Here is a 26,383-nt window from a genome sequence, read left to right as displayed (position 1 = left end):
ATATTAATCTAATTTTATAACTTCCATTAAAGGCGTTATAGAGTAGCTCTTTGCTATCCACTCATAATGGCCTATTGATCAGAATATAATGAAAAATTAAATTTTAATTATGTCCTTAAATAGTCACTTTTTTTAGCACAAAAACCTCGCTAGACAAACATAATACAAGTTCATTCCGCTAATTTATGTATAAAATTTTAATAAAAATTATAATAAAAATCACATAAAAAATCATATAAAAGCACCTAATAACTCTACAAATAAAGCTATTTACATTCTAAGCGCAAATAAAATTAAAATTCGATATTACAAAACATCATAATTTGTAAGCCTATTAATATGGCTTTTAAACGTAAGTGAATAGTCACTCCTAAATTAACCGGGGTTACCAGGGTTGCCATCGCAACTTAACAAGGAGTTACCAGGGTTGCATGTAGCGCAATGAGAATAACTCCCAGGGTTACTATACTGTATACTTAAGGGGTTATTAGGGTTACACTAAGTCAACAGCAGAACTCAGGAAGAACGATGAAATATCCCGTATTGGTTTTACGTAATAATGAAGAAAATAATTATCTGTTTTCAATTGTTGATTTACCGGGTTGCCAGGTGAAAGCTACAACAATGGATGAGGGTTTTTTATTACTAAATGAAGCTATGGTTTCACACTTAAAAGTATTAGTTGAATATGGCGAACAAGTACCACACGCAAAATCTATTGAGGAGCATATGTTGCTGTCTGATGCAGTGTCTCCAATTTGGGCCGTGCTTGATTTTGACATTGTTCCCTATATGGGTAAAAGTCATAAAATAAACGTAACCTTACCTGAGTTATTGATAAAACAAATTGATGATCGAGTGGCTAAATCTTCCCATTACAAAACCCGTTCTGGCTTTATCGCAATGGCATGTTCAACAGAGTTAGCAAAATAGAAAGCAACTAAAATATGAATTTAGTAAAAAAATAAAAGTAATTTAATAAAGTGAAACAGAAAATTATTATTAATAATTTGATTTATAAATCAGGTAAAATAGAAAGATTAAAAATTTATATAGGTGAATCAATTGACCATTGAAAATGCAAACTTACTATTACTTAGCAGCTCTCGTGTTGGTAACACAGAATATTTACAGCATGCTTTAGCGATGATAAAAGCAAAACTTGATGGGGTAACTGAATTATTGTTTATCCCCTATGCTGGAGTCACGTTAAATTATGATGATTACACAGTAAAGGTTCAAAACGCATTAGCCGAGATAGGTATTAAGGTAACAGGCATCCATCAATATGATGACCCGATCATCGCAATTAATACGGCGCAAGCAATAGCCGTAGGTGGTGGAAATACTTTTCATTTATTACACCAGTTATATCAACATAAATTAATTAAGCCCATTCAGAACAAAGTAGCTACAGGCACGCCTTATATAGGTTGGAGTGCGGGATCAAATATTGCTGGGCTTTCTATTCGCACTACTAATGATATGCCGATTATTGAACCGTTGAGCTTTAATGCCTTACAACTTGTTGATTTTCAGCTGAACCCACATTATACCGATCAAAACCCTGCTGGCCATAATGGGGAAACACGTGAACAACGTTTGGCTGAGTTTATGGTGCTTAACCCGACGACACCCATTGTTGCGATTGTTGAAGGTACGGCATTAGATATTATGCAAAACACCATAAAACTCGCCTCTGGTTTGCCTGAGCTAACAACTGAAGCTAATGGTTTTTTATTTAAGGCGAGTAAGAAGTCAGTTATCACACCTAATGATAACTTAGACTACCTACTGTAAATTGAGATGACTAACCGTTTGTAGATTAAAGTAGCGAGGTTAATAGCGAGATATCTATACGCTTCGCCGCTTTAGTAATATCTTTATCAAAAGGTAAAACTGCCAATTTAGGTATGGGTAGTAATGTAGTTAACTCACTAATATTTTCAGTTAAATATGGCATATCTTCTGGGCAATTAGCTATCCAGCCCAAGCATTTCAAGCCATCAGCTATAATAGACTGATAAGTTAATACTGCATGGTTCAAACAACCTAGCTTCATATTAACGACAAGGATAACATCTTGGTGACTTGCTTGAACAAACTCTGATAAAAACTTCCCTTGCCCAAGCGGTAAACGCCAACCACCCGCACCTTCACAAATCACAATGTCTGTCTCTAAAGCTGTAATTCTTTCATAACCTTCTTGAATATCAGTTAAGTTTATTTCTTGTTTTAACTGAGCGGCTGCTATATGTGGTGCAATAGGTTGTTCAAAAGCGATGGGATTAACTTGAGTAATGGTTTGCTGGCAATTAGATTGCGCTAGTAATAACAAGGCATCTTCATTCACTAGATCATGATGAATGCGTTCGCAGCCAGCAGAAATTGGCTTATATACCGCAACTTTCTTATTTTTACTAACAAAAGCATGGGCAAGTGCTTGAGCGGCGTAAGTTTTTCCCGCATCTGTGTCGGTGGCGGTGATAAATAATTTCAACATAACAGCTGACTCTTTAAATTAATAACGAATTTTGCAACAATTAAACTTTACAAGCTTAATTGTTTAACTTTACAACAAGACCAGAAAAAGCTTTATAAGTGGCTGGATATATTCCACTTGGCTCTATAAAGTCTTGATAGCTTTTAGTCATTTTTTGCCATTTATCTTTACCCGCCAAACCTTTGGCCTGCTTTTTAGGTACATGATTGGCACCCAGGCTTTTCAATTCATGGGCTAAATGTAAAACATTTTCATACTCTAAAACAATATCTTGTTGTTTAGCATTCAATAATTTTCGATCAGTGCCATCAAATAAAGGTCTAATGTCACTTTCTTTTTTAAAGTCAATCACGTGTTGGTCATTATCAACTTGTGCCCAAGCAGATTTTAATTCAAATAAAGTCCCATCAATTAAGGTACTAAAAACAAACAGGCCTCCGGGTTTTAATACCCGCATTACCTCATTTAGCACTAAATCTAGCGGATCGCACCACTGGATCATAAGATTGGAATAAACCAAATCGATACTGTTATCTTGTAATGGAATTTTATACGCGTCGGCTTCAAGCCAATGAATACTTTGGTTACGATTTTCTTTTGAAAAATTTAACATTTTTTTCGATATATCTAAACCAATAACATACTGATAACGACTTGCTAAAAGCTCTGTAAAAAAGCCAGTACCCGCACCCAAATCTAACGCAGTTAAATCGTTGCGATTAGGTAACCAAGGCATTAAATGCTTACCACAGTATCGTTGTAAACGCGCTGAAATGTCATAAGAAGTACTAGCTGAGCCAAATGATCTCGCTATCTTAAAACGGTTAGTCTTTACAGACATTATGCTATAACCTCATTGATACAATTAGCTAAGTAATTGATATCTTTACTTTCATGTTTCGATGTTACGGTTACGCGTAACCTCGAACTATTATTTGGAACAGTAGGAGGACGGATGGCGCTGAGCCAAATACCCTTATCTCGTAATTTTTGACACACAGCAAGTGTCGCAACTTCATCGCCAATAACGATGGCATGAATTGAAGATGCATTTTTAATTAATTGTACTTTATTGCTGAGTTTTGATGCAAGTAATTGACTCAATTCTGTAATCTTTTCACGTCGCCAATGTTCACGTTGAATGATTTCAATGCTCTTTTTTGTTGCCCAAGCTAATGCCGGAGAAATTGCTGTGGAATAGATATAATGCCGTGAAAAATTAACTAAATAATCAGCGAGTAATTCATCACAAGCAACAAAAGCTCCGCTAGTGGCAATACTTTTGCCAAACGTTGCCATTATAACGTCCACATCTGCAACACTGCTACTTCCTTCACCTTTATTACCTACAACACCGATACTGTGCGCGTCATCTAAATATAATAAGGCTTGGTGTTGTTGTGCTATTTTAGATAATTGTTCTACGTCGGCCTGATCGCCGTCCATACTAAAAACACCTTCAGAGACGATAACTTTGTTTAGCTCGTTACCCTCTTTAATGGCTGCTTGTTGGCTTTGTGTTAAAAATCGTTGTAGTTGTGCAGTATCGTTATGTAAAAAGCGTTTTACTTTAGCATGACTTGATAAAGCCCCATCAATTAATGACGCGTGACTGAGTTTATCTAAATAAAGTTGGCAGCTCTCATGCCCTAAGGCATGCATTAGCGCGTTATTGGCCGAAAATCCGCTAGCAAATATCAAACAATTAGGCTTGTTTAGCCAATCACAAATGTCATTTTCCAACGCTTGATGTGCATAAGAATAACCAGTAATTAAGCTAGACCCGCTAGCACAAGTGCCGAATCGATCAGCCCCTGCAATCAATGCTTGGTTAATTTCTGGGTGATGATTTAAACCGAGATAGTCGTTTGAGGAAAAGTTTAAGTAACTTTTATCATCAATTTTAACATAACGGCCATTTTGCTCAGCAACACATTGGCGCACACGATAACGTGCGCGCTGTTTTTGTTGTGCAATATTTGCAGATAAAAAATCAAACGCCATAAAGATTAATTTACGGCGTTATAAAATAAATCACTATTTTGTTGATCAACAACAGCCGTTTTAATTTTTGCTTCATCTATTTCTGAAGTTGCAATAGTTTCAGTATTAATACCTAAACGATCAAACAACATCATATCTTTATTCGCTTCAGGATTGCCTGTGGTCAACAACTTACAACCGTAAAATATTGAGTTGGCACCGGCTAAAAAGCACATAGCTTGCATCTGTTCATTCATGGCGTCACGCCCGGCTGATAAACGCACATGACTTTTTGGCATCATAATACGTGCAACCGCAATACAGCGAATAAATTCAAAATGATCTAAATCTGCAACGTCAGAAAGCGGCGTACCTTCAATTTTAACCAACATATTGATCGGCACACTTTCTGGTTGTGGTGAAAGATTGGCGAGTTGTGCTAACAATGACGCTCGGTCTTTACTTTCTTCACCTAAACCAACAATACCACCACTACATACCTTCATGCCTGAACTTCGCACGTTGGTTAAAGTGTCTAATCGGTCTTGATAAGTACGTGTAGTGATAATTTGATTATAATGCTCAGGCGAAGTGTCTAAATTATGGTTGTAATAGTCTAAACCGGCACCTTGGAGTTCATCCGCTTGATCCGCAGATAACATACCTAATGTCATACAAGTTTCTAGCCCTAGAGCCTTAACACCTTTAACCATTTCAACCACTGCAGGCATATCTCTTGCCTTAGGATTACGCCACCCAGCGCCCATACAAAAACGTGTTGAACCTTGATCTTTTGCTACTTGTGCGGCTTCAAGTACTTTTTGTACTTCCATTAAACGTTCTTTATCGATGTCAGTTTTATAGCGAGAGCTTTGCGAGCAGTATTTACAATCTTCAGGGCATGCACCAGTTTTAATCGATAATAAAGTACTTACCTGCACTTCATTAGGGTTGAAGTTTGCTCGGTGAATAACTTGCGCTTTAAACATCAAGTCATTAAATGGCATGTCAAACAACGCTTTAACTTCTTCTGCTTGCCAGTTATGGCGAGCTTCACTGCTACTTTGGTTGATATTATTAGCGGCAGTAGTAGACCTAGATTCACTTACTGCTGATGTTTGCTGTGTCATAGTTATTCACTCGTTTTGAAATTGCATCTAGTATTATTAACGGGTAGTCTATGCGTCAACTCCAAGATGTCAACTAATTTACTTGAACAAACCTTACATATGAACAAAAAACAAACAGAAAATTTAGAATTTGATAAAAACCATGTATGGCACCCCTATACTTCAATGTCGAAGCCACTACCTTCTTATTTGGTAGAGTCTGCCGATGGCGTTCACATTAACTTGGCCAGTGGCGAGAAACTGGTTGATGGCATGTCATCTTGGTGGTCAGTTCTACATGGTTATAATCATCCTGAATTAAATCATGCGTTAATAAAGCAAACCGAAAAATTTGCTCATGTCATGTTTGGTGGTTTAACGCATGAACCAGCCATTACCCTGTCCCAAACCTTAATTGAACTGACACCAAAAGGTTTAAATAAAGTATTTTTAAGTGACAGTGGTTCGGTATCGGTAGAAGTTGCGTTAAAAATGTCGATACAGTACTGGCACAGTAAGAATAAGCCTGAAAAGCATAAAATACTGACCGTTAGAAATGGGTATCACGGTGATACTTTTGCTGCTATGTCGGTATGCGACCCAGTTAATGGCATGCATCAGCTGTTTGAGCCGGTATTAATGAAAAATTTATTCGCCCCTGCGCCGAAAACGGCTTTTGATCAAGCATGGGATGTTTCTGACGTTGATGAATTATCAGCAATGTTCGAAAAACATCATCATGAGATAGCCGCGTTTATAATAGAGCCAATAGTACAAGGTGCTGGAGGCATGCGCTTGTATCACCCTAATTATTTAAAAGCCTGCCGAGAACTCTGTAATCAGTACAACGTTTTGTTGATTGCCGATGAAATAGCTACAGGTCTAGGACGAACCGGTAAGCTATTTGCCTGCGAGTGGGCAAATATAAGTCCTGATATTATCTGTTTAGGTAAAACCTTGACCGGTGGCTATATGACACTAGCAGCAACCTTGTGTACTGACGAAGTCGCTAATTCAATTAGTAATGGCGAAGCGGGTTGCTTCATGCATGGTCCAACATTTATGGGCAACCCGCTAGCCTGTGCGGTTGCAAATGCTAGTTTAAAGATATTAAAACGTAATGAGTGGCAAAAACAAATAGCTGATATTGAATGCATTTTCAAAGATGAATTAATGCCATTAATAGATCACCCAAGAGTCGCTGATATAAGAGTGTTAGGTGGAATTGGTGTCGTTGAAGCAACTGAAAATGTTGAGATGGCAGTAATACAGAAGCGATTTGTAGAATTAGGCGTGTGGATACGCCCTTTTGGTAAACTTATCTATATTATGCCGCCATTTATCAGTAACAAAGTGCAACTGAATTTACTGATAAAGGCGATAAGTACCGTGTTAGCAGAGGATAATTGTTTTAAGCGTAATTAAACGCTTTGCATTTATCACCTTGTTCTTTGTGCTTTAATCTTAGAGTTTGGCAATTAAACAATTTTAGTTTCTGAAATTTGAACCAATATAAAGCTGACCCATGAGATGGTGATCACAAGCAATAATAATATATTAAAATGCTTACTATCACTTTTTCGGCGACTACGGTATTTATCAAGTATTAAACAAAAATAGCTACTTAATGCGCTTAGCCATAATACTATATACAAATAACCGGTTAATGGTGTCAGCCAAAACTTCCTAATTTCAATATCATGGTAGCGTAATAGCCCGTAATCAGACTCTGGTGCAGCATAATAAGACACAATTAAAGCAAAAACGAACAACCCCCAACCAACAATAGCTAAAACCCTTAACAAATAAGTCCATAAATCAGCAGTACTCCTACGCTCTTTTTTCGTATTTTTCATAGTTTTTACCGCCTTTTATCTCTAATTGTATTTTTTCTTTTTATAAAGACAAGATTTAGCAATTTTTACTTGTTAAACCTTACAAGCAAGGTAACATAACAATCCTTAAAATTAGAGAACATTTTTGACAAAGAAGAGGTTTAAATGTCAGTCATTGCAATTACTGATATCTTGGCAGGAAAATATCCTGTTAATGAATCAATTACTATCCATGGTTGGATCCGCACACGTCGTGATTCTAAAGCAGGTATTTCATTTTTAGCGGTTCATGACGGTTCATGTTTCGACGCTATTCAAGCAATTGCTCCGAACAACTTGGATAATTATCAGACTGATATATTAAAACTTACGACAGGTGCTGCCGTAAAAGTTACCGGTATTTTAGTTGAGTCTCCAGGTAAAGGTCAGTCATTTGAGTTACAAGCTGAACAAGTAGAAGTATTAGGTTTAGTAGAAGACCCTGACACTTACCCAATGGCAGCTAAACGTCATAGTATTGAATTTTTACGTGAACAAGCACATTTGCGTCCGCGCACTAATATTGGCGGAGCGGTAACGCGTGTCCGTAATACCTTGGCGCAAGCAGTACATCGCTTTTTACATAGCAAAGGTTATTTTTGGATCAGCACACCGTTAATAACGGGTAGTGACTGTGAAGGTGCGGGCGAAATGTTCCGTGTTAGTACCCTTGATATGGAAAACTTACCGTTAAACGACCAAGGAGAAGTTGATTACAACCAAGACTTTTTTGGTAAAGAAACATTTTTAACTGTTTCTGGGCAACTGAATGCCGAAGCCTATTGTTGTGCCCTTTCTAAAGTGTACACCTTTGGTCCGACCTTCCGTGCTGAAAATTCAAATACTTCGCGCCATTTAGCAGAGTTTTGGATGATTGAACCAGAAATAGCTTTCGCCGATCTATCTGACGCTGCAGATCTTGCTGAAGAAATGTTAAAATATGTTTTTCAAGCCGTGCTTGATGAGCGTGTGGATGACATGGCATTCTTCCAACAACGTGTCGATAAAACAGTGATAGATAGATTAAACTCTGTGATCAAAAACGACTTTGTGCGTTTAGATTACACAGACGCGATCACAATTCTAGAAAACTGTGGTAAAAAGTTTGAAAACAAAGTGGCTTGGGGCGTTGACTTAAACTCAGAGCACGAACGTTACTTAGCTGAAGAGCATTTCAACGGCCCGGTAGTTTTACAAAATTATCCGAAAGATATTAAATCTTTCTACATGCGTTTAAATGATGACGGTAAAACTGTTGCTGCGATGGACATTTTAGCACCAGGCATCGGTGAAATTATTGGCGGTAGTCAGCGTGAGGAACGTTTAGATGTTTTAGATAAACGTTTAGCGGAAATGAACTTAGATCCTGCAGATTACAGTTGGTATCGTGATTTACGCCGTTACGGCACCGTGCCACATTCAGGTTTTGGTTTAGGTTTTGAACGTTTAGTTGCTTATGCAACTGGCATGCAAAATGTTCGTGACGTGATCCCTTTCCCAAGAACGCCAAATAATGCAGCATTCTAAATTAGCGTAAAGCAAAATAGATATCGCATAAAATAAAAAACCCTCAGCCGAGGGTTTTTTATTAAGTGAAAATTGTTCAATATAAACGGGTAAAGTAAAATTTTAAAATAGTTACTCGTACTTTGTAAGTTAAAAGTAACTTACATACTCTTCAAACCCTTTACTACTTTTCAATGGCAACTCTTTAGTCTCTTCACCAATATATAAGAAGCCAACAATTTCCTCATGAAGTTCAATATTTAAGCGTTCTTTCACTAATGGATGATAGCTCATTTCACCTGTGCGCCAGACCGAGCCTAAATCTAAGCATGTTGCTGCCATCTGCATCGCGTGCACTGCACACCCTGCCGCTATTAATTGCTCTTGCTTAGGCACCTTCACGTGCTGGTGAAACTTAGTACTAATCACGATAATTAAAGGCGCACGAAAAGGCATTTTAGCCGCTTTTTCAATTTTAGCTTCATCTCCACCATCACTGATGGTCGCTGACTTAAACGCCTTACTTAACTTGGTTAAGCCTTCGTCTTTCACGACGGTAAATCGCCAAGGTGTTAGACCTGCATGGTCAGGTACGCGCATACCCGCCTTGAGAATATTATCAATGATACCCTGTTCAGGTGTATTACCTTGCAAATGAGGATTAGATTGACGAGTATGTAAAAACTCTAATACATTCATAAAATTGTAAATTCCTTTAGTTTAATATCCTTCGGGCGTAAAACGAACTGATGACTATAGCTGTCAATATTACTGAGTTTTTGCAAGTTAAAAATCTCGGTACTATAGGTGCTATCTGCTTGTTATCATATAGATTAAATATCTTTTGTCATTAGTTAATATAACTTTGTTCTATTTATTTCTTTATCTGCATCAGCTTTTACATTAGCTTTTAAAAATAGCTTAAATATATAAATAGTAGAACCTGCGAGCTAATAAATACTTTCAATTACCGCTACTGACAAAAATAGTTACATTTACGACTATTTAAGCGCGTCAATTTTCAGTAGCATATAGCTATCAAAAATAAAAACAACCTGTAGACAAGCTCTTATGAAAGAAAGTAAAAGTACCATAGCAAGAATAGCCTTAGGCTTATTTAGTTTGCTCAACACCTCACGAAAAATTATTCTCAATTTAATATTTTTTACTGTGCTATTTATTTTTATTATTGCTATTAGTAGTGGTGAGAAAAGTATTGTTGTGAAGCCAGGTTCAGCACTTGTATTAAATATAAGTGGTGACATTGTCGAGCAAAAACATGAGATAGATCCAATGGACGCGTTTATCAGTGAAGCGCTCGAACAATCAGAAACTGCACCTGAAGTATTGCTGGCTGATATACTATCAGTGATCAAAAATGCAGAAAATGATGACAGTATCAGTATGATGGTGTTGGATTTAAAAAACATGCAGGGCTCAGGTATTACCAAGTTACGTGATATAGCCAAGGCACTCACTGAATTCAAGAACAGTGGTAAAAAAATAATTGCAGTTGGTGAGCAATATAGCCAAAACCAATATTACCTGGCAAGTTATGCTGATGAAGTTTGGCTAAATCCGAAAGGTTGGATGCTGTTAGACGGTTACGGTCGTTATCAACTCTATTTCAAATCTGCATTGGAAAAACTTTCAATCAGCCAACACGTTTTTCGTGTTGGTACTTATAAATCAGCCGTTGAGCCCTATATACGTGACAATATGTCAGACGCAGCTAAAGAGGCTAACCAATTATGGCTTACCGATTTATGGCAACAATACAAATCAGATGTTGCTCAGCAACGTAACTTTGCCGTCAGCAATTTTGATGAAGACATTGATGTTTTAATCACAAAATTAAAAGCAGCCAATGGAAATATTGCTGAGTATGCTTTAGCAAATAACTGGGTCGACGCATTAAAAACAAGGGAACAGATCAGGCATGAGTTAATCAACACCTTAGGGAGCGATGGCGAGGATGGTTATAAAAGCATAGGCTTTAATGATTATTTAACGGTTATCAATTCAAAAGTTTCTTTTGATAATATCAACGCCGATAAAGTGGCTGTTATCGTAGCTAAAGGCACTATTTTAGATGGTAATCAAAAACCTGGCATAATAGGTGGTACTTCTACTGCAGCTTTGTTACGCGAAGCCCGAGATAATGATGCTATAAAAGCGGTTGTACTTCGTGTTGATAGCCCTGGCGGCAGTGCATACGCTTCTGAAGTCATCCGCCAAGAAGTTGAATTATTAAAAGCCGCGGGTAAACCCGTTGTTGCCTCGATGGGAACTTATGCTGCGTCAGGTGGGTACTGGATATCAGCATCAGCTGATAAGATTTATGCTTCTCCTACGACAATAACCGGCTCAATTGGTATATTTGGTTTTTTCATGACTTTTGAAAATACCTTAAGTAAATTAGGTATACATACCGATGGTGTTGGTACGACAGATATTGCTGGCTTTGGTTTAACCCGAGAATTAACACCTGGTATGGCAAATATTGTGCAATTGAATATTGAACGCGGATACCGTGACTTTATTGAACTTGTGGCCAATAATCGAGATATGACAACCGAACAAGTTGATGCTATTGCACAGGGCCGTGTATGGTCAGGTTCAAAAGCATTAGAACTTGGATTAGTCGACGCTTTAGGTGATATTGAAAACGCTATTGAAGCTGCAGCTGAACTGGCAAACATAGAAAGTTACGATACATTATTAATTGAGAAAGAAAAAAGCCCACGTGCTTTATTCTTACAAAGCTTGTTTGGCCAAGCATCTATCTTGCTTGGTGTACAATCGAGCACTGAATATAGTGGAAACAGTATCACTAAAATAATTAGTCAATTATCACTCGAGCTTAAACAATTAGCACAATTAAATGATCCTCAGGGTATCTATTCATTTTGCTTGGCTTGTGAAGTCGAATAACTTTCGGTATTAATCAACTTGGTATAACTAATTTTATCTAAATTGAAGCCTCGAATTATCGGGGCTTTTATTTGCCAGATAGCTCACTTTTTCTAGAAAGTGTATTAACCCTGTGTGTTACAATCCCGAGCAATTATATTTATACTTTGGCATTTTAATTATGCCAATTTTACATTAAGACTTCAGCTATGAAAAAACGCATATATATCGCTTATACCGGTGGCACAATTGGTATGAAACCCAGCGAAAATGGTTATATTCCACAGAAGCAGCATTTAACTGACGCTATAATGAAAATGCCCGATTTTCATCGTGAAGAAATGCCAGAATTTACCATTAATGAATATCATCCGTTAATTGACTCATCAAATATGTCACCCGCTGACTGGCAACATATTGCCAATGATATTAAGCAACATTATGATGATTATGATGGATTTGTCGTGCTACATGGTACAGACACCATGGCTTACACCAGCTCTGCGCTTTCATTTATGTTAGAAAATTTAAGCAAACCCGTCATTGTTACAGGTTCACAAATACCTTTAAGTCAATTACGTTCTGACGGACAAGAAAACTTACTCAATTCCCTCTATATTGCTGCTAACTACCCTATAAATGAAGTTGGTTTATATTTTAACAATAAACTATTTCGAGGGAATCGCAGTATAAAGGCTTATGCTGATGGTTTTAATGCCTTTGACTCACCGAATTTACCGCCTTTGTTAGAAGCGGGAATTAACATTAAGTTAATTGAAGGAAAAATATCCGAGCCTGTGTCTCAGCCGTTAAAATTGGCACAAATTACGCCACAGCCTATTGGGGTTGTGCACTTATATCCCGGCATATCAGTAGAGCTGATTAAAAATATTATAAAACAACCAGTAAAAGCGTTAATTATTCGTAGTTACGGGGTGGGAAATGCTCCGCAAGATCAGGCTATGTTAGATTGTTTAAAACAAGCCAATGAAGCGGGAATAGTTATTGTAAATTGCAGTCAGTGCATTAAAGGTACTGTCAATATGAAAGGGTATGCTACAGGCAACGCTTTGAGTAACATCGGCGTTATTAGCGGTCATGATATGACCTTAGAAGCTACGCTAACAAAATTACATTACCTACTAAGTAAAAAATATAGCCACGCAAAAATTTGTCAATTGCTCGAAGTAAGTTTACGTGGTGAATTAAGTTAGGTTATCACTCTCAGATTTAAACTATCAGCTATCAATTTTTAATTGATAGCTGATAAGCTTTCTATTTATTGAAAAATAGGCTTTATTCTTTCTAATAACACTAAATCATGTTGCCCAAGCTTTCCTAACATTAACCATTGAGCAAATTTATCCGGTAAATCAATTGTTGCACCTGAAGACATTTGTGCTTGCATCAAGTCTACTTGCACTTTCATACGGCGTTGTTGCAATTCACTCGGCGAAGGTATGCCAGATAAAATTTCAAGCTCTAGCGTCGCATCTTCTCTATTGAAATGTGTTACGTTATTCGCTAGTTCTTTTAATTTTTTCTGCCAAAACGCTGTTAGATGTGAATAATCGTTGTGCTCAGTAAAGCTTTTATCATTACTTATACTTTCTTCAAGTATTGAAAATAAATAGCCCCATTGACGTTTTTCATTCGCGTATTTAAAATCAACAATTTTCTTAGCTATCGCTTTTTCTTTAGCAGTAATTTGTTTTTCAAGATTTACCATTTTAGGCTTTTGTTGCATAACATCACGATGTAGGGACTGCAATGCTTGTTCAAAATTTTGCAGTTCATTTAATTCAGTTACTTGCGAAAATTCTGCTTCAAGTTTAGTTAACGTGCTTTCTAACTCAACCGCCTTAGCGGTTATAGCTGACTTTTCTTGTAAACTTTTTTGATCTCGTTTAGCAAAAATATCATCATTAATTTTTCGAAAGCTTTGCCAAAGTTTATTTTCTATTTTTGGACCAGCATAACCGGTATTACGCCACTGTGTTTGTAATGACTTCACTTGATTAACTGCGGCAAAAATATCGTCATCAGCGAGTAACTTTTCTGCGTTTAAAATAAGTTGCTGCTTTAATAATTTATTTTCCTGATGAAAAACTTTAATGGCAGATTTTATTGGCTGTAAAACTAAATTGAATTGTTCGTTAATTTCTTGATAAACAGCGCGATCAACCTGACCAGCGCTTTGCCATTGTTTTATTATCTGATTTAGTTCAGTTTCTAAATTTTTAAAATCTACTGCTGTAGTTTCGTCGTCGTTATCTTTTGGCGGTGTTAATTGCTCAGCAAGTAATTTTGCTTGTTCAACAAATGATTGACGTGTAATTAAATGCTGTGCACGTATTTTTTCTTGTTCGGCAAAAAATAATCGACAAGGGGTAAATGCAGTTTCACATAATTTATTAAACTCAGTATTTAAACTTTGTTCAGCATCGTCATCAGCATGACCTAAACTGTTCCAGATTTTACGATATTGTTTAACTTTTTCTGCTTGTTCATTCGGATTATCAAGTGGCGTTTCTACTATCGCTTTAATATCTGTTAATAATTGTTGCTTGCGAGGTGTTGCAATGTAGTGTTCCCAGTCTGCTAATTCGGCAATTTTTTCACTGAGTGAATCATAATCTTTTTGGATACGGTATTGCTGTTGATCTGACAAAGCATTAAATAACTGTTTAGCTTTTTTAAATACGCCGAATGCGGCATTATATTTACCTGCAGCAATTAATCTTCTAACATCATGAAGTTTTTTCTGGGTGACTGAAAACTCTTGTTTTTGTGCTTGTTGTAAAGGTTTTATGGCTTGACGCCAGTTACGCTGTATTTCAGTGGCTGCGTTTTTAATTGAATCAGGTAAAGTCCCTGAAGAATTTTTCTCTGCATTTTTCCAATCTGTTAACCACGATTGATAAACAGGCAGTCGCTCATTCATTTCTAAAACAGTCGTGGGCATTGCTAGCTGTGATATTTTCGAGATCAAATGCGTTGCGTCACTAACTGATTGTGCAATTTCAGGTAATTGCTGCAATTTTTGTTGTTGTTGACAAATTTTAGCAATAAATTCGTTCTGCTCATCTTTATTTAACGCAGAGGCAATAATTTCACTGGTTAATTTATCAAATAGCGTTTGATATTGTTGTTCTTCAATTTCATCATTTTCAAAAATGCTAGTCGTTAAGGTTTGATCAATAATTGCTAAGGTTTTATCAAAATGAATACGCGCCTGTTGTTTTTTCTCAATAAGCTCACGAGAAATTTCAGCTTGAGCATGCTGCTCAGCTTTAGCGGCAAAAAGTTTATCAAGTTGTGACACTATCGTGGCTTGTTTATCGGTAAACACAGAAATTTCTAGCGGTTCAAAACAAGAAAAATCAGCGACTAGTGCTTGCCACTCTTGGTTAAGTAATGCTCTTTTTTCAAGATATACTTTGTACTCGTATTGATCTTTTAAGGCCTGTAATTTAGCTAAAACCAAATTGACTTTTTTACGCAATGCAATGGGTTGATCGATAGCAAGCTGCAATTGTGCAATTTTTTCAGACAATTGCTGTGTTATTTCAGCTTGCTGTGATTTTTTCTTCAATTTTTCTAGGGTATCTACATCATCAACTTTATCAATAATGTATTCTTGAACCTGAATGTTTTGCTTTTGGCCAAAAAGGTTAATCAATAAACCAGGCTTTAATACCTGTTTGCTAGTGTGTTCACTTAGTTGATTTTTAGTCGCCAATTTTTCAAATAACGCGATAATTAAGTTGGCGTTTTCGGTTAATTTTAACCAATGTTCATAAAAGCTATAATCATTATGATTTGCAATATAAGTAAGCTTGTCTTGCTCCGAAAGCTTAATAGCATCTTGGTCAGTTAAAATAGCGGCTACTTTTTTTATCGCATATTGTTTTACTTTTACCATAGTATTTTCTTGACTATGGGTTAACCAAGATTGAAAGTTATCGAGCTTTATTAATGCAGCGCGTCGAACATTTTCACTGTCGTCTGTTCTAGCAAGCTCTAAAATAATTTCACGTTGTTCTGGTTCAGCAATTGATAAGCTAGTGTTTATTGCTTCAACTCGAACCGTACTGTTTTTATGTTGCCATTTCTTTTTTAAAAACTTTGAAAAAATCATATATCTGAAAACCTAGCAATGTCATTACTGTCTTGCGCTGTAGGGAAATCCGAACGTAGTTCGCGTTTTGTTTTTATGATCATCTCACCTTTAGGGCTAATAGAAAGGGTTTGATCAGAGTTTAAATGTTTAGATTGATAAGCCATGGTAATTTGTAAAGCACTTAATTGCTGCTCTTTAGCCACAACGGTACCTTCTGGCCATTTGCCAGTTTCAGCGGCACATTTTAAGCGCAAATACATTTCTTCTGACATATTGTCGACTAACTGAATGATATCCATGAATATCTCTTATAAATTAGGTTAATTAAGATTGGCTACGTTTGGTTAATATAAGTCTAACTCGGGTAATTATATAAAGAATAAAACCTAATACTGTACTGGTTATTGCAGAAATATATTCCCAAGTACCCGGTTGTGCATCTTGCCAATATAAAAACAGAAAACCACCACAAAATAATAACATAGCAATAAAAGAATGATTCATTAATTGTTGTGACTTAGCTACTGCACTGACGCGCTTTAAACTTGCTATTTTATCAGCATCTAATGCGGTTAAGTCTATTTGGCAATGCTCACACTGCTTAGCTTTATCGGATATTTTTTTCTTACAACTTGGGCAATTTATTACGGCCATTTTTCTACCTCTGTTTCGATACTTTATTTTACCTAAAAAAAACGCCCTTGCGGGCGTTTTTTTTCAGTAATCATCAATTATTTTTTATTTTGCTTATTAAAACGGTTTTCCCAAAAGTCAGCATTTTTAATTTCTAAAGTTTTTGGATCAAAAGTGTAATCTTCAACACCCTCTTTTTGCTGTCTTTCGTAGTCTTTTAACGCTTTAATTGCGGGCTTAGCCATAAAGAAAATTGCAATAATACCAACAATATTTAACCATGCCATTAAACCAACACCTATGTCACCTAATCCCCAAGCAGCACTTGGCTCTGCAACAGTACCGTAAAATACGGCTGTCATAATGATTAACTTAAGCACAAACCTAAGTATTGGCATTTTAATGGTTTTGTTTATATAAGAAACGTTGTTTTCTGCAATGAAGTAGTACGCAAGTACCGTTGTAAATGCAAAGAAAAACAATGCTATTGCAATAAACGGCTTACCGAAACCGGTTAGTACACTATCAACAGCAAGCTGTGTAAAAGCAGGTCCGTTAATAACCACATCACTGGCTAAATTTTGTACAACAAAGCTTGATGCACCTTCAGGCATTACATTATAAGACTGTGTGATTAAAATCATAAATGCTGTTGCAGAACAAACAAATAGCGTATCAATGTAAACAGAAAACGCTTGTACAAGTCCTTGTTGTGCCGGATGTTGAACTTCAGCTGCAGCGGCGGCATGAGGACCGGTACCTTGACCAGCTTCATTTGAATAAACACCACGTTTTACACCCCAACCAATTGCAGCACCAAAGCCAGCCATAGGAGAGAACGCATCTGAAACAATTAACATGAATATTCTTGGTAATGCATCAATATGTAGTGCAATGATTGAACACGCAATAATGATATAGGCTAATGCCATAAACGGCACGACAACTTGTGTGAAGCTGGCGATACGTTTAACGCCACCGAAAATGATAAAGCCAAGCAATATAACAATAAATACCGCGGTATACACTTTTGTTAAAGGCAAGGCGCCCATAAAAGAGTTAACCGAGCCGCCGACACCAAAAACGTTGACCATAGCATCACCAATACCGTTAGATTGAACAACAGGTAAAAGTACACCACAAGCCAAAATTGTCGCGAGAGCAAACGTCCAAGCATACCATTTTTGTCCAAGCGCCTTTTCTATATAGTACGCTGGACCACCACGATATTGGCCGTCTTCTTCTTCTTTATAAATTTGAGCGTTTGTTGATTCAATATAAGCTGTAGCAGCCCCTAAAAAAGCAACAACCCACATCCAAAATACGGCACCAGGACCACCAAAACCAATGGCCGCAGCTACCCCAGCAATGTTACCGGTACCTACTCGTCCCGACAACGAAACCGCTAATGCTTGAAATGAGGATATCCCCTTTGCTGAACTTTTACCTGAAAGTAATAAACGGAACATTTCACGAAAATGACGAATTTGTACAAAACGCGTTAAAATAGAGAAAAAAACTCCAGCCCCAAGACACAGATAAATTAAATATGGGCTCCAAATATAGCCATTTATCATATTCACAATTTCTTGCATTCCATACTCCTAATAATTATTATTTTTATAAAGTTAACATTGTGTTGTAAAATTTTTATCGTAAGTCATCAACCACATGATAAACAGCTGTTAGGAAATCTCGACCGAATAAGCTACTGCGCTCGTCAGACCAACCTACACTATAATCAGGTAATAAATCGTTGTCTTTAAATGGCATTTCAACGGTATAAGCTAAACATTTAAAATTTTCACCCACCCAATTAGCAGCAACTGTTAAGTTAGCTTTACCCGGCTCGTCTTTATCGTAGCCTTTGTCATCTTGAAATTCTGGTGTAATAGCGAGAAGTATATTTTTGAAATTATCTTCAAGTCCTTTAACTCGTTCATTGTACGATGGAACACCTTCACTACCTGCAACAAAGTTGTAAGGTAAAGCCTCATCGCCATGAATATCTAGATGCATATCTACACCAGTAGCAAGCATTTTCTCTCTAACTAAATAAACCTCTGGGCTGTTCTCCATTGTTGGCGATAGCCATTCACGGTTTAAATTTACCCCTTTTGCATTCGTGCGAAGATGACCTCTGGCAGAACCATCAGGGTTCATGTTTGGTACTAAATAAAATACGGCACTGTTGAGCAATGAACGTGCAACACCGTCATCTTCATCTAATAAGCGATCAATAAAACCTTCCATGAACCATTCAGCCATGGTTTCACCTGGATGCTGACGCGCAGTGATCCAAATAACTTTTTTGCCTTCGCCCTCTTCTCCAACTTTTAATAACGACATATCACGTCCATCAAGTGTTTGACCTAACACTTGTAACTGACAATCTATATCTAATTGTGCACTGTGAATTAAATCTTGATGGCGTTCGTAACTGTAAGGAGCAAAATAAGCAAAGTATGTTGAATCATATTCTGGAGTGAAAGTAATTGAGAGGTTTTCACCATCGAATGTTGTTGGAACACGAAACCAATGTTGACGATCATAAGAAGCAACCGCTTGGTAGTCTTTCCATCCCTCTACATAAGCTGACTTGCCAGCATTAGTTAAATGCATAACATGTTCTGAATGTTCAGTGTTATGTAGTTTAAAATGAAACCATTGGTAGAATTCTGATTGATGATCTTTTTTAATGGCTAGTTCTATATTGCTAGGACTTTCGGCGGAGATAACCTCGATATTACCTGAGTCGAAGTTTGATGAAATTTGCATAAGGCAGTCTGCTCATTATTTAATAATGGCAACAGTGTACACAAACACTTAAAAGATCAGAAGTCTAAAGACTCCTTAAATACAGACCAATTTCAGACGAATAGCCAAGAGAACGACCAATAATGGTATTTTCTTCATTTAAAACATAATAACTTGGATATCCCATCACTTGAAAATCTACTTTTACTGACTCATTGCCTAACGCAACAGGAAAGGTTAATTGATGATTATTAGTAAATTTTTTGACTTCTTCTACATCGACAAAATCTAAAGCAACGGCGATTACATTCAACTCTGGATTTTTCTGATAGACACTTTGCAGATTATCAATACTGAAGTTGCATACTTGGCACCAGGGTGCAAAAAAATACACGATGGTTTTTTTTCCGTTTGCATGCAAAGTTATGTTGTTATTGCTCAGTGTTTTTAATTCATGTGTGGCGGGGACAATGTCAGCACTTGTCGACAACATACTGGTTTCACGTAACATCGAAACAGCATTAAAAATAAATATAAAAACAATAGTTTGTATTAATAAACTGCGTATCAAAATGGTAACATCCAAAAATTTAAATATAATAGTAAGTAAGACCGGTTTAGCAATATTTTTGTTCATCATAATTACCACAACAGCATACTTTACTTAAGCATTGCTTAAAACCACAATTGAAAATACGTTTTATGAAATTTATTGAACAGTAAAACCTCACTTTTAACTTCTATTTTGACTTAAAAAACAAATCAGTTCATTTAACAAACAAATTGTACAAATATCGGCTAAAAGACACTAAAAAATTAGCCAAACGTATTATTGTTAAGGTCTTAATCTTTTGCTAAAGTGCGCCGAATATTCAATATTTGAACAATCGAGTTGCAATCTAATATCATTCCATTTTAAAAAGTGGACACTTTCTTATATGAAATGATATGGCACTCAATAATAAAATATCACAAAGAGAAATATCCATTATGATCATCTTTTTTATCTGCCTCACTATTTTAATATTAGGTTACAAATTTTATAGCCCCTTTGTCGAAAAACAAGCCGGACTAGATTCAACCATTGATACACCACAAAAACGCTTCAGTGAAGGTGTTGATTATGTCGCCATTCATCCTGTACGTGCATTTTTAATACAATTTTTAAATATTGCAGGTGTTGGTCCAATATTTGGCCCAATTCTAGGTGCTTTATATGGACCTATTGCTTTGGTTTGGATTGTACTTGGTAACGTTTTAGGTGGTGCGGTTCACGACTTCTTCTCAGGTGTTATGAGTATTAAAGAAGACGGCAAAAGCCTGCCAGAAATAGCAGGAAAATATTACAATGTAGTTTTTAAAGGCTTCATGTTGATATTTACCGCTATGCTGCTGTTTTTTGTTGGTGTGGTATTTATTATGAGCCCTGCCGGCTTGCTAAGTAACCTAGATTTCTTTGAGGGTACAATATTAGCTAATAATACCTTTTGGGTATTAGCCATTTTAGGGTATTACTTTTTAGCAACCTTGTTACCCATTGATAAAATTATCACTAAATTTTATCCTTTCTTTGGTTTATTAATGATTTTAATGACCACCTTAGTGGCTGTTGCTTTGTTAATGGATGCTCCACACTTACCAGTAACAGGTGATTTTTTAGCCTATTTTGAAGCTGACCATGCTCATGACTTTTTAGCGCCAAACCCAGATGGTTTACCTACTTGGCCATTACTATTTATTACCATTACGTGTGGCGCAATCAGCGGTTTTCATTCAACTCAAGCCCCTATCATTGCCCGCTGTTTAACCAATGAAAAATATGTTCGTCCGGTATATTATGGTGCAATGGTATGTGAAGGTATTGTAGGTTGTGTATGGGCATTAGCAGGTATTGCAGCATTTCCTGAAGGTTACGCTGGTTTAAAAATATTGCTCGACCAAGGTGGCCCTGGTTTAGTGGTTAACCATGTAGCAAATAGTTACTTAGGTGTGTTTGGCGGTATTATGGCTGTTATTGCGGTTGCTGTTTTCCCAATTACCTCTGGTGATACCGCTTTCCGTTCATTGCGTTTAACCGTTGTTGACGCTTTTAATATTCCGCAAAGCTTACGAAATAGATTATTGCTTGCCGTGCCAATATTAACCATAGCGTACTTTATGACTAAGCTCGACTTCACAGTAATATGGCGCTACTTTGCTTTCTCTAACATGCTACTTTCAACCAGTGTATTGTGGCTTGCAACCAAATACTTATTTGACCGTGGTACTTTCCATTGGATCACCAGTATTCCTGCAGTAATAGCGACTGCTGTAACCTGCTCTTACATTTTAACTGCGGCAATTGGTTTTAACTTATCAAGCGACTTTGGTAAACCCATTGGTGCTGTTGTCGCAATTATTGGCTTTATCGCGCTGGCTATTGTGCACTCGAAGCATTACAAAAAATTGAATACAACGAGTAATATGTAAATACAGCGAATTTACTCGCGATAAAAATAGCAATCCCCTGTAGTTGTCACAACAAATACAGGGGATTTTTTATAGCCAAAATTCACATAAAATGTTCGAATGAAATCATAATAACTAACTTTTTTATCTGCCTTTGATTATTCCTTAAACTGCCCTTTTAGCATATTTGCGCTACTGGTTAAGCTGCCTAATGTGCCTAATACACCGGCAATAGAGGCAATTATGATAAATATAGACTCACCAGAAGTAAGCGCAATACCACCTACAATGACGACAATAAACAATGCTAGAGGTAGTCGGTAGTTTTTCCACACGCCTGCTTCTCCTATACTTACTAGCTCTTGCATAGTCTCTTTACTTTCAGCCTGTAAGACAAATTGGGCAAAACTTTTATTTATAATCTCAAGATAGTCATGTTTAACCTTGATCATGCCATTGATGGCTAAATGTTCAATCATATCGGTGTTACTAGGATTAAGATGATGTTTCTTTGCTAAATTATATAAAGCCACCTTTTCGGAACCTGAACAAGACTCCCATTTAAAGCGATATAATGCATCGGCATGTAAAAGAATAAAATTAATAGTCGCCCAGCCTGACTCAGACAAATCACTATCGTTCAAGCTCCAATCACGTTTTCTGCGTTCTGGCTTTAAAGCTTTGTTAACATATTTATTTAAATATTTTAATTCTGGAATATACTTTATTTCGTTAGCTAGCATGCGGCTATCAATGTTGTGCTGTAAATCTTCTATCACACTAACAGTAAAATCCATCAAGCACTCTGACCAAGACATGTATTCTGCATGTTCAGGAATCGACGGGTTAATGTCAGATAAAGAGTCTTTCATTTTGACCCGGCGTAAACTCCTAAAACCAGAATAAATAGTAAAACTTTGTAGCTTATTGGATATAGTTAAAGATTTTAATTCCATAATAAGATCTAGCAGACACTGTCGAAATTTAACTTTCTCCAAACAAGTCTCAATGTCCCAAATTTGTACCGACAATAAATCTGAACTACTGTCTCGTTGCATATCAATTTTAAGATTAGGTAAATAAGTTTTCTGACTTGAAAAGAGTTGCAAAATTGGACTTATTTTAAAAAGTTCATCAAATCCTGTAACGAGAGTCAGTTTTTCTTCTAAGTGTTCATCTGCCTGCTGTTGGCGTATTAACAGCGCTAATCCAACGCCACCTAGTTGAGTCGTGTCTATTTTAATCAAAAGGTTTTCTTCAGGCTGCCCGTGGGTCATATGGGCAACACTTGAGCATAAATGATTTATATGTCCTAAAAACCCCGACGGACAGTAAATTTTTGGCCAGAGAATTTTGCGATTAAAGTAAAACCATAACCAAACCAAAGCAAGTAGCACAACTAATGATAGAAAAATCAAGCCAGATTCAATTTCAGTTTTTAATTTCTCGCCTTGCTCGCTATACACATCGTTATCAGTAGCTAATATATAGGTGTTGAACCAACCCCAACCAAATAAGGTGTTATTCAAGGTATTTAACTTTGGATAATCACTAGGTTCCACCACACTTAATATTTTTTGGCATGCATCATACTCAGTCGATAAAGCGGCTTTGAGTTTTTCACCAACTTGTAATAATTCAGTCGGTGGAATTCGCTTTTGGGTTACAGAGTTTGGATAGCGTTTAAGTGCCATATTAGTAAGTTCACGACGTTCTTTATTAATGCCACTACATCGTTGCTGTTCGTAGTTAAAATTAAGGGTGCTAAGCGGCATAGAACCCGTGTATTGTAAATAGCCAAAGTGCAACCATGCAGTGACTCCAAAGCCCAAAACAAAAAGCAAAGCACCACGTTTAAATGTTGTTTTTTCGCTATCTGTATCAACAAATTTAGAAAAGTGTTTGATATAAAAATAATGTATAAAAAACATTAAAACAATGACGGTTATCATAGGAATAAGCCAATAAAGGTATTCAACTTTACTGTTTATTTGTAGTAATTGACTAATATAGAACACACCATAATTTGTGGTAAACAAAGCAGTGCAAATTAACATAATACGCTTGTTATCTAGCTGTTTCGGCAATGCCATTTTACGTTTAATTTCACTTGCGGTGCGCCAATACCTTGGAAAATTAGCAATAGCAAAACTCAACGCAAGCACCAAAATAAAACTGATCACTATGTACATAAACTGATTAGTCATAAAACTATCTAAACTATCGTTTGGTGAAAATACGACTATTGCCCAACTGTCTATTATGCTGGGCGCCAAAGTGTATTTTCCTGGTTGACCATGATAAAAACCCTGAAGTTGTTTCGCATCCGCACCAGAATAATTATCAAGCCCTGCTTTAATCCACTGACTTATGGTTGAGCTGTCGTTACCTGCAAAAAACAAATTTTCAACTAAAGAACGGCTTTCATCACTATGGAATAATACATCACCCGTATTTCGGTCGACGATCATGCTGATTAAATCAAACGGCCCAGGGGGTGACAGACTAACAGAGGGTAATACAACATCGGCCCCTAATACATAGCCCGCTACTGACATATCAACATTCATGTCATCATGAGGTTGGTGCATCGGCACTGAAATAGTGGTGCCTCTTGTGCCATCATTTATATTCAGTAAACGTTGTATGTAAATATTTTTAAAGCTTTCCTTTTTACACTCCTTCACCTCCTTTTCACAATTTGTTATATCTTTATTATAAAAATCAACACGCCAACCACGATAATCTCTAACACGCTTATAATAATTACGATGACTTATATTAAACGCTTGAGGCCGTGAATTTGATTCTTGATAATAAATAGACGGAAGATTGGTTACCCCTTGCTTATTTGCGGCAAATATAGTCAATATTTTGGGAGCATTAAAATCATTACAGCTTTGTTCTCTTCGCGTAATATAATTAGTACATCTGCCTTCTTTAGGTTCCTTAAAATCATTACTGCTACCTTCTCTTGGCGCATTAGAACTAAAAACTTCGTTTTTATAATCAAAAGTTGCTTCTAATTTACCTGAAAAAAAACTCATAACCCCCAACTCTTCAGGTTTCGCCTGATAGCTGACTAATTTTTTCAGGTTTTCAGCATCTTTAGTCGATATTTTATTTATGCCAGACTGCTCTTCAATGTCAGCCTTCCATGAAGTAGCAGCTAAAAAATGTGGAGGTATTCTGTTTAACGAACATCCTTGACAGTTTGATTTCAAATCATCAGACAAAATCATTAAAGCTTTGTTTATTTCTGTGATCGTTTCATCAAACGGCCAGTCAAGGGGATGTAGCGGGTCTTGTTGGTTCACGTGTTCATCTTGCAGTTGATTGATGCTGTTTACAAAACTCGCATAAAAGCCCCTATAACGAGATAAATCATTGAATACTTCGCGTAACTCTCCCTCTAATTGTCTGGCTATTTTCCCAGCATGATCTTGTGCTGTAAGGGTTTTGTGCGCCTGAAGCCCACTTTGCGTTAAATAAGACAAAATCATTGCGACCAAAACGATATAAAAACCGTAACTGGCAAATTGGCTTAAACCTTGATAAAACCGGGTGATTGAATGATTTTCTGGTAGTAAAACTAGCCGAATTAACGTCCACATAAATATCAGACTAACTAAGCTCACAACCAGTAACGATATATTCCACTGCCCTGAACCTTTTTTGCTGAGTTGCTGTTTCGGTAATAAGCCCACTAAATATAACTGTTCTAACTTACTTCCAACCTCGTTTGTTTTAGTTTGGTATAACGTTGTATCTAATGAGAAAGGAAATATAAAAATACGAAAATCACCGTAAGATAGTTGCATATCTACATGACTGCTATAGCTAGGTAAGTTAGCTTCCTCCTTATCGGAGTTGGATTTATCATTGGAAAAGTTTATGTTGAATTTTTGACTTTGCTTTTTTAATTGCAGATTAATATCATCCATCTGAACAATTGATATGGTTTTTTCACCACCACCTTTAGCCACTACCTTGCCAGACTTATTAGCGAATAAATATTGACTAAAACCCTGTACCGTTTCAGGTACAATATCTTCATTATTAAGCTCAGCTTTATAGGTCGACGTAAAAACCAATATGTCTTGGCCACTAATTTGATAACGATATTCGCCATCAGGAACTACGGGATCCACATTAGAAGTGCGCTTAACCCTTTTATAACTTGGAAGTAAAGAACGAATAGCTACTTGGCTTTCACCACTTTCATGCATCTTACTAAGCGAATTTAGGTTCTCATTAAATCTATTTGATGCTTCGTATAACACTCGATAAAAATCATTGTTAATAAAGCTAGTTTGTACATTTACAAAACGAAAGTAAGCAAAACCTGCGATAAAGAGTATACCTAGGAATAAATAAATCCACGTTCTGCTGCGCACACGCGGTTGGCTGGAAGATGGCTGAGTGGCGATAATTGATGACGGCATATGGATTTCCATAATTAGCTTACTTTAAGTAAGTGCCCTAAAGCCTAAAAAATCAAATAAATCGCAAAAATATTAATAAATAAAATACG

The 26,383-nt window shown here is 36.6% G+C and carries 20 protein-coding genes; 7 read left to right on the top strand and 13 right to left on the bottom strand.

The genetic code is table 11. From position 1 onward, the window contains the following. The first annotated feature begins 528 nt into the window (after positions 1 to 528). Positions 529 to 933 carry a type II toxin-antitoxin system HicB family antitoxin gene (locus B5D82_RS17385; protein ID WP_081153318.1) on the top strand — a complete coding sequence of 135 codons (405 nt, stop codon included), beginning with the start codon at positions 529 to 531 and terminating at the stop codon, positions 931 to 933. A gap of 132 nt (positions 934 to 1,065) precedes the next feature. Further along, positions 1,066 to 1,800, top strand: coding sequence for a dipeptidase PepE (gene pepE / locus B5D82_RS17380; RefSeq protein WP_081153314.1), 735 nt, complete (start codon positions 1,066 to 1,068; stop codon positions 1,798 to 1,800). A 25-nt stretch (positions 1,801 to 1,825) separates the two neighbouring features. Here the strand turns inward: pepE and bioD are convergent, their stop codons facing one another. Genes bioD through bioB form a run of 4 tightly spaced genes read right to left on the bottom strand, consistent with a single transcriptional unit; the run spans position 1,826 to position 5,493 of the window. Further along, positions 1,826 to 2,503, bottom strand: coding sequence for a dethiobiotin synthase (gene bioD / locus B5D82_RS17375; protein WP_081153313.1), 678 nt, complete (start codon positions 2,501 to 2,503; stop codon positions 1,826 to 1,828). A 55-nt stretch (positions 2,504 to 2,558) separates the two neighbouring features. Next, positions 2,559 to 3,344 (bottom strand): malonyl-ACP O-methyltransferase BioC, encoded by a 786-nt coding sequence (gene bioC, locus B5D82_RS17370; RefSeq protein WP_081153311.1) that lies wholly within the window; start codon positions 3,342 to 3,344, stop codon positions 2,559 to 2,561. Then, positions 3,344 to 4,507: an aminotransferase class I/II-fold pyridoxal phosphate-dependent enzyme gene (locus B5D82_RS17365; RefSeq protein ID WP_081153310.1), complete on the bottom strand. Its 1,164-nt coding sequence runs from the start codon at positions 4,505 to 4,507 to the stop codon at positions 3,344 to 3,346. Before B5D82_RS17365 ends, bioC begins: the two co-directional genes overlap by 1 nt. A gap of 5 nt (positions 4,508 to 4,512) precedes the next feature. Next, positions 4,513 to 5,493: a biotin synthase BioB gene (bioB, locus tag B5D82_RS17360; RefSeq protein ID WP_425429893.1), complete on the bottom strand. Its 981-nt coding sequence runs from the start codon at positions 5,491 to 5,493 to the stop codon at positions 4,513 to 4,515. 189 nt (positions 5,494 to 5,682) lie between these two features. Here bioB and bioA point away from each other — a divergent pair, with 189 nt between their 5' ends. Then, positions 5,683 to 7,020, top strand: coding sequence for an adenosylmethionine--8-amino-7-oxononanoate transaminase (gene bioA / locus B5D82_RS17355; RefSeq protein ID WP_245807507.1), 1,338 nt, complete (start codon positions 5,683 to 5,685; stop codon positions 7,018 to 7,020). A 53-nt stretch (positions 7,021 to 7,073) separates the two neighbouring features. On the opposite strand, the gene B5D82_RS17350 is transcribed toward bioA, so the two are convergent. Beyond that, complete coding sequence (locus B5D82_RS17350) at positions 7,074 to 7,451, bottom strand: hypothetical protein (protein ID WP_081153306.1); 378 nt, start codon at positions 7,449 to 7,451, stop codon at positions 7,074 to 7,076. A gap of 144 nt (positions 7,452 to 7,595) precedes the next feature. Between B5D82_RS17350 and asnS the strand changes: the two genes are divergently transcribed. Continuing rightward, positions 7,596 to 8,996 carry an asparagine--tRNA ligase gene (asnS, locus tag B5D82_RS17345; RefSeq protein ID WP_081153305.1) on the top strand — a complete coding sequence of 467 codons (1,401 nt, stop codon included), beginning with the start codon at positions 7,596 to 7,598 and terminating at the stop codon, positions 8,994 to 8,996. A 129-nt stretch (positions 8,997 to 9,125) separates the two neighbouring features. Here asnS and B5D82_RS17340 read toward each other — a convergent pair whose 3' ends face one another. Further along, on the bottom strand, positions 9,126 to 9,674 hold the full coding sequence (locus B5D82_RS17340) for a nitroreductase family protein (RefSeq protein ID WP_081153303.1): 549 nt from the start codon (positions 9,672 to 9,674) through the stop codon (positions 9,126 to 9,128). Between the two features lie 372 nt (positions 9,675 to 10,046). On the opposite strand from B5D82_RS17340, the gene sppA reads away from it, so the two are divergent. Together sppA and ansA are read left to right on the top strand one after the other, a co-directional pair. Continuing rightward, positions 10,047 to 11,909, top strand: coding sequence for a signal peptide peptidase SppA (gene sppA / locus B5D82_RS17335; protein ID WP_081153302.1), 1,863 nt, complete (start codon positions 10,047 to 10,049; stop codon positions 11,907 to 11,909). A 188-nt stretch (positions 11,910 to 12,097) separates the two neighbouring features. Next, positions 12,098 to 13,102, top strand: coding sequence for an asparaginase (gene ansA, locus B5D82_RS17330; RefSeq protein ID WP_081153301.1), 1,005 nt, complete (start codon positions 12,098 to 12,100; stop codon positions 13,100 to 13,102). A gap of 65 nt (positions 13,103 to 13,167) precedes the next feature. On the opposite strand, the gene B5D82_RS17325 is transcribed toward ansA, so the two are convergent. The 6 genes from B5D82_RS17325 to B5D82_RS17300 all read right to left on the bottom strand — a co-directional run bounded on the left by B5D82_RS17325 (position 13,168) and on the right by B5D82_RS17300 (position 20,041). Then, positions 13,168 to 16,029 (bottom strand): DUF349 domain-containing protein, encoded by a 2,862-nt coding sequence (locus tag B5D82_RS17325; RefSeq protein ID WP_081153299.1) that lies wholly within the window; start codon positions 16,027 to 16,029, stop codon positions 13,168 to 13,170. Next, on the bottom strand, positions 16,026 to 16,310 hold the full coding sequence (locus tag B5D82_RS17320; RefSeq protein ID WP_081153298.1) for a YeaC family protein: 285 nt from the start codon (positions 16,308 to 16,310) through the stop codon (positions 16,026 to 16,028). The genes B5D82_RS17325 and B5D82_RS17320 overlap by 4 nt, the downstream gene beginning before the upstream one ends. Before the next feature lie 25 nt (positions 16,311 to 16,335). Further along, positions 16,336 to 16,665 carry a hypothetical protein gene (locus B5D82_RS17315; protein WP_081153296.1) on the bottom strand — a complete coding sequence of 110 codons (330 nt, stop codon included), beginning with the start codon at positions 16,663 to 16,665 and terminating at the stop codon, positions 16,336 to 16,338. Positions 16,666 to 16,742: 77 nt separating this feature from the next. Beyond that, positions 16,743 to 18,239, bottom strand: coding sequence for an alanine/glycine:cation symporter family protein (locus B5D82_RS17310; RefSeq protein ID WP_081153295.1), 1,497 nt, complete (start codon positions 18,237 to 18,239; stop codon positions 16,743 to 16,745). Positions 18,240 to 18,294: 55 nt separating this feature from the next. Beyond that, positions 18,295 to 19,422, bottom strand: coding sequence for a M14 family metallopeptidase (locus B5D82_RS17305; protein WP_081153293.1), 1,128 nt, complete (start codon positions 19,420 to 19,422; stop codon positions 18,295 to 18,297). A 64-nt stretch (positions 19,423 to 19,486) separates the two neighbouring features. Continuing rightward, a complete protein-coding gene (locus tag B5D82_RS17300; RefSeq protein WP_245807506.1) occupies positions 19,487 to 20,041 on the bottom strand; it encodes a TlpA family protein disulfide reductase in 555 nt (184 codons plus the stop codon). 350 nt (positions 20,042 to 20,391) lie between these two features. On the opposite strand from B5D82_RS17300, the gene B5D82_RS17295 reads away from it, so the two are divergent. Further along, positions 20,392 to 21,870 (top strand): carbon starvation CstA family protein, encoded by a 1,479-nt coding sequence (locus tag B5D82_RS17295; protein ID WP_081153291.1) that lies wholly within the window; start codon positions 20,392 to 20,394, stop codon positions 21,868 to 21,870. Positions 21,871 to 22,007: 137 nt separating this feature from the next. Here the strand turns inward: B5D82_RS17295 and B5D82_RS17290 are convergent, their stop codons facing one another. Further along, complete coding sequence (locus tag B5D82_RS17290; RefSeq protein ID WP_081153290.1) at positions 22,008 to 26,294, bottom strand: hypothetical protein; 4,287 nt, start codon at positions 26,292 to 26,294, stop codon at positions 22,008 to 22,010. Positions 26,295 to 26,383 lie beyond the last annotated feature (89 nt).

Origin of the sequence: Cognaticolwellia beringensis, from assembly GCF_002076895.1 — a bacterium.
Lineage (GTDB): Bacteria > Pseudomonadota > Gammaproteobacteria > Enterobacterales > Alteromonadaceae > Cognaticolwellia > Cognaticolwellia beringensis.
This window is presented reverse-complemented; position numbering and strand designations above follow the sequence as displayed.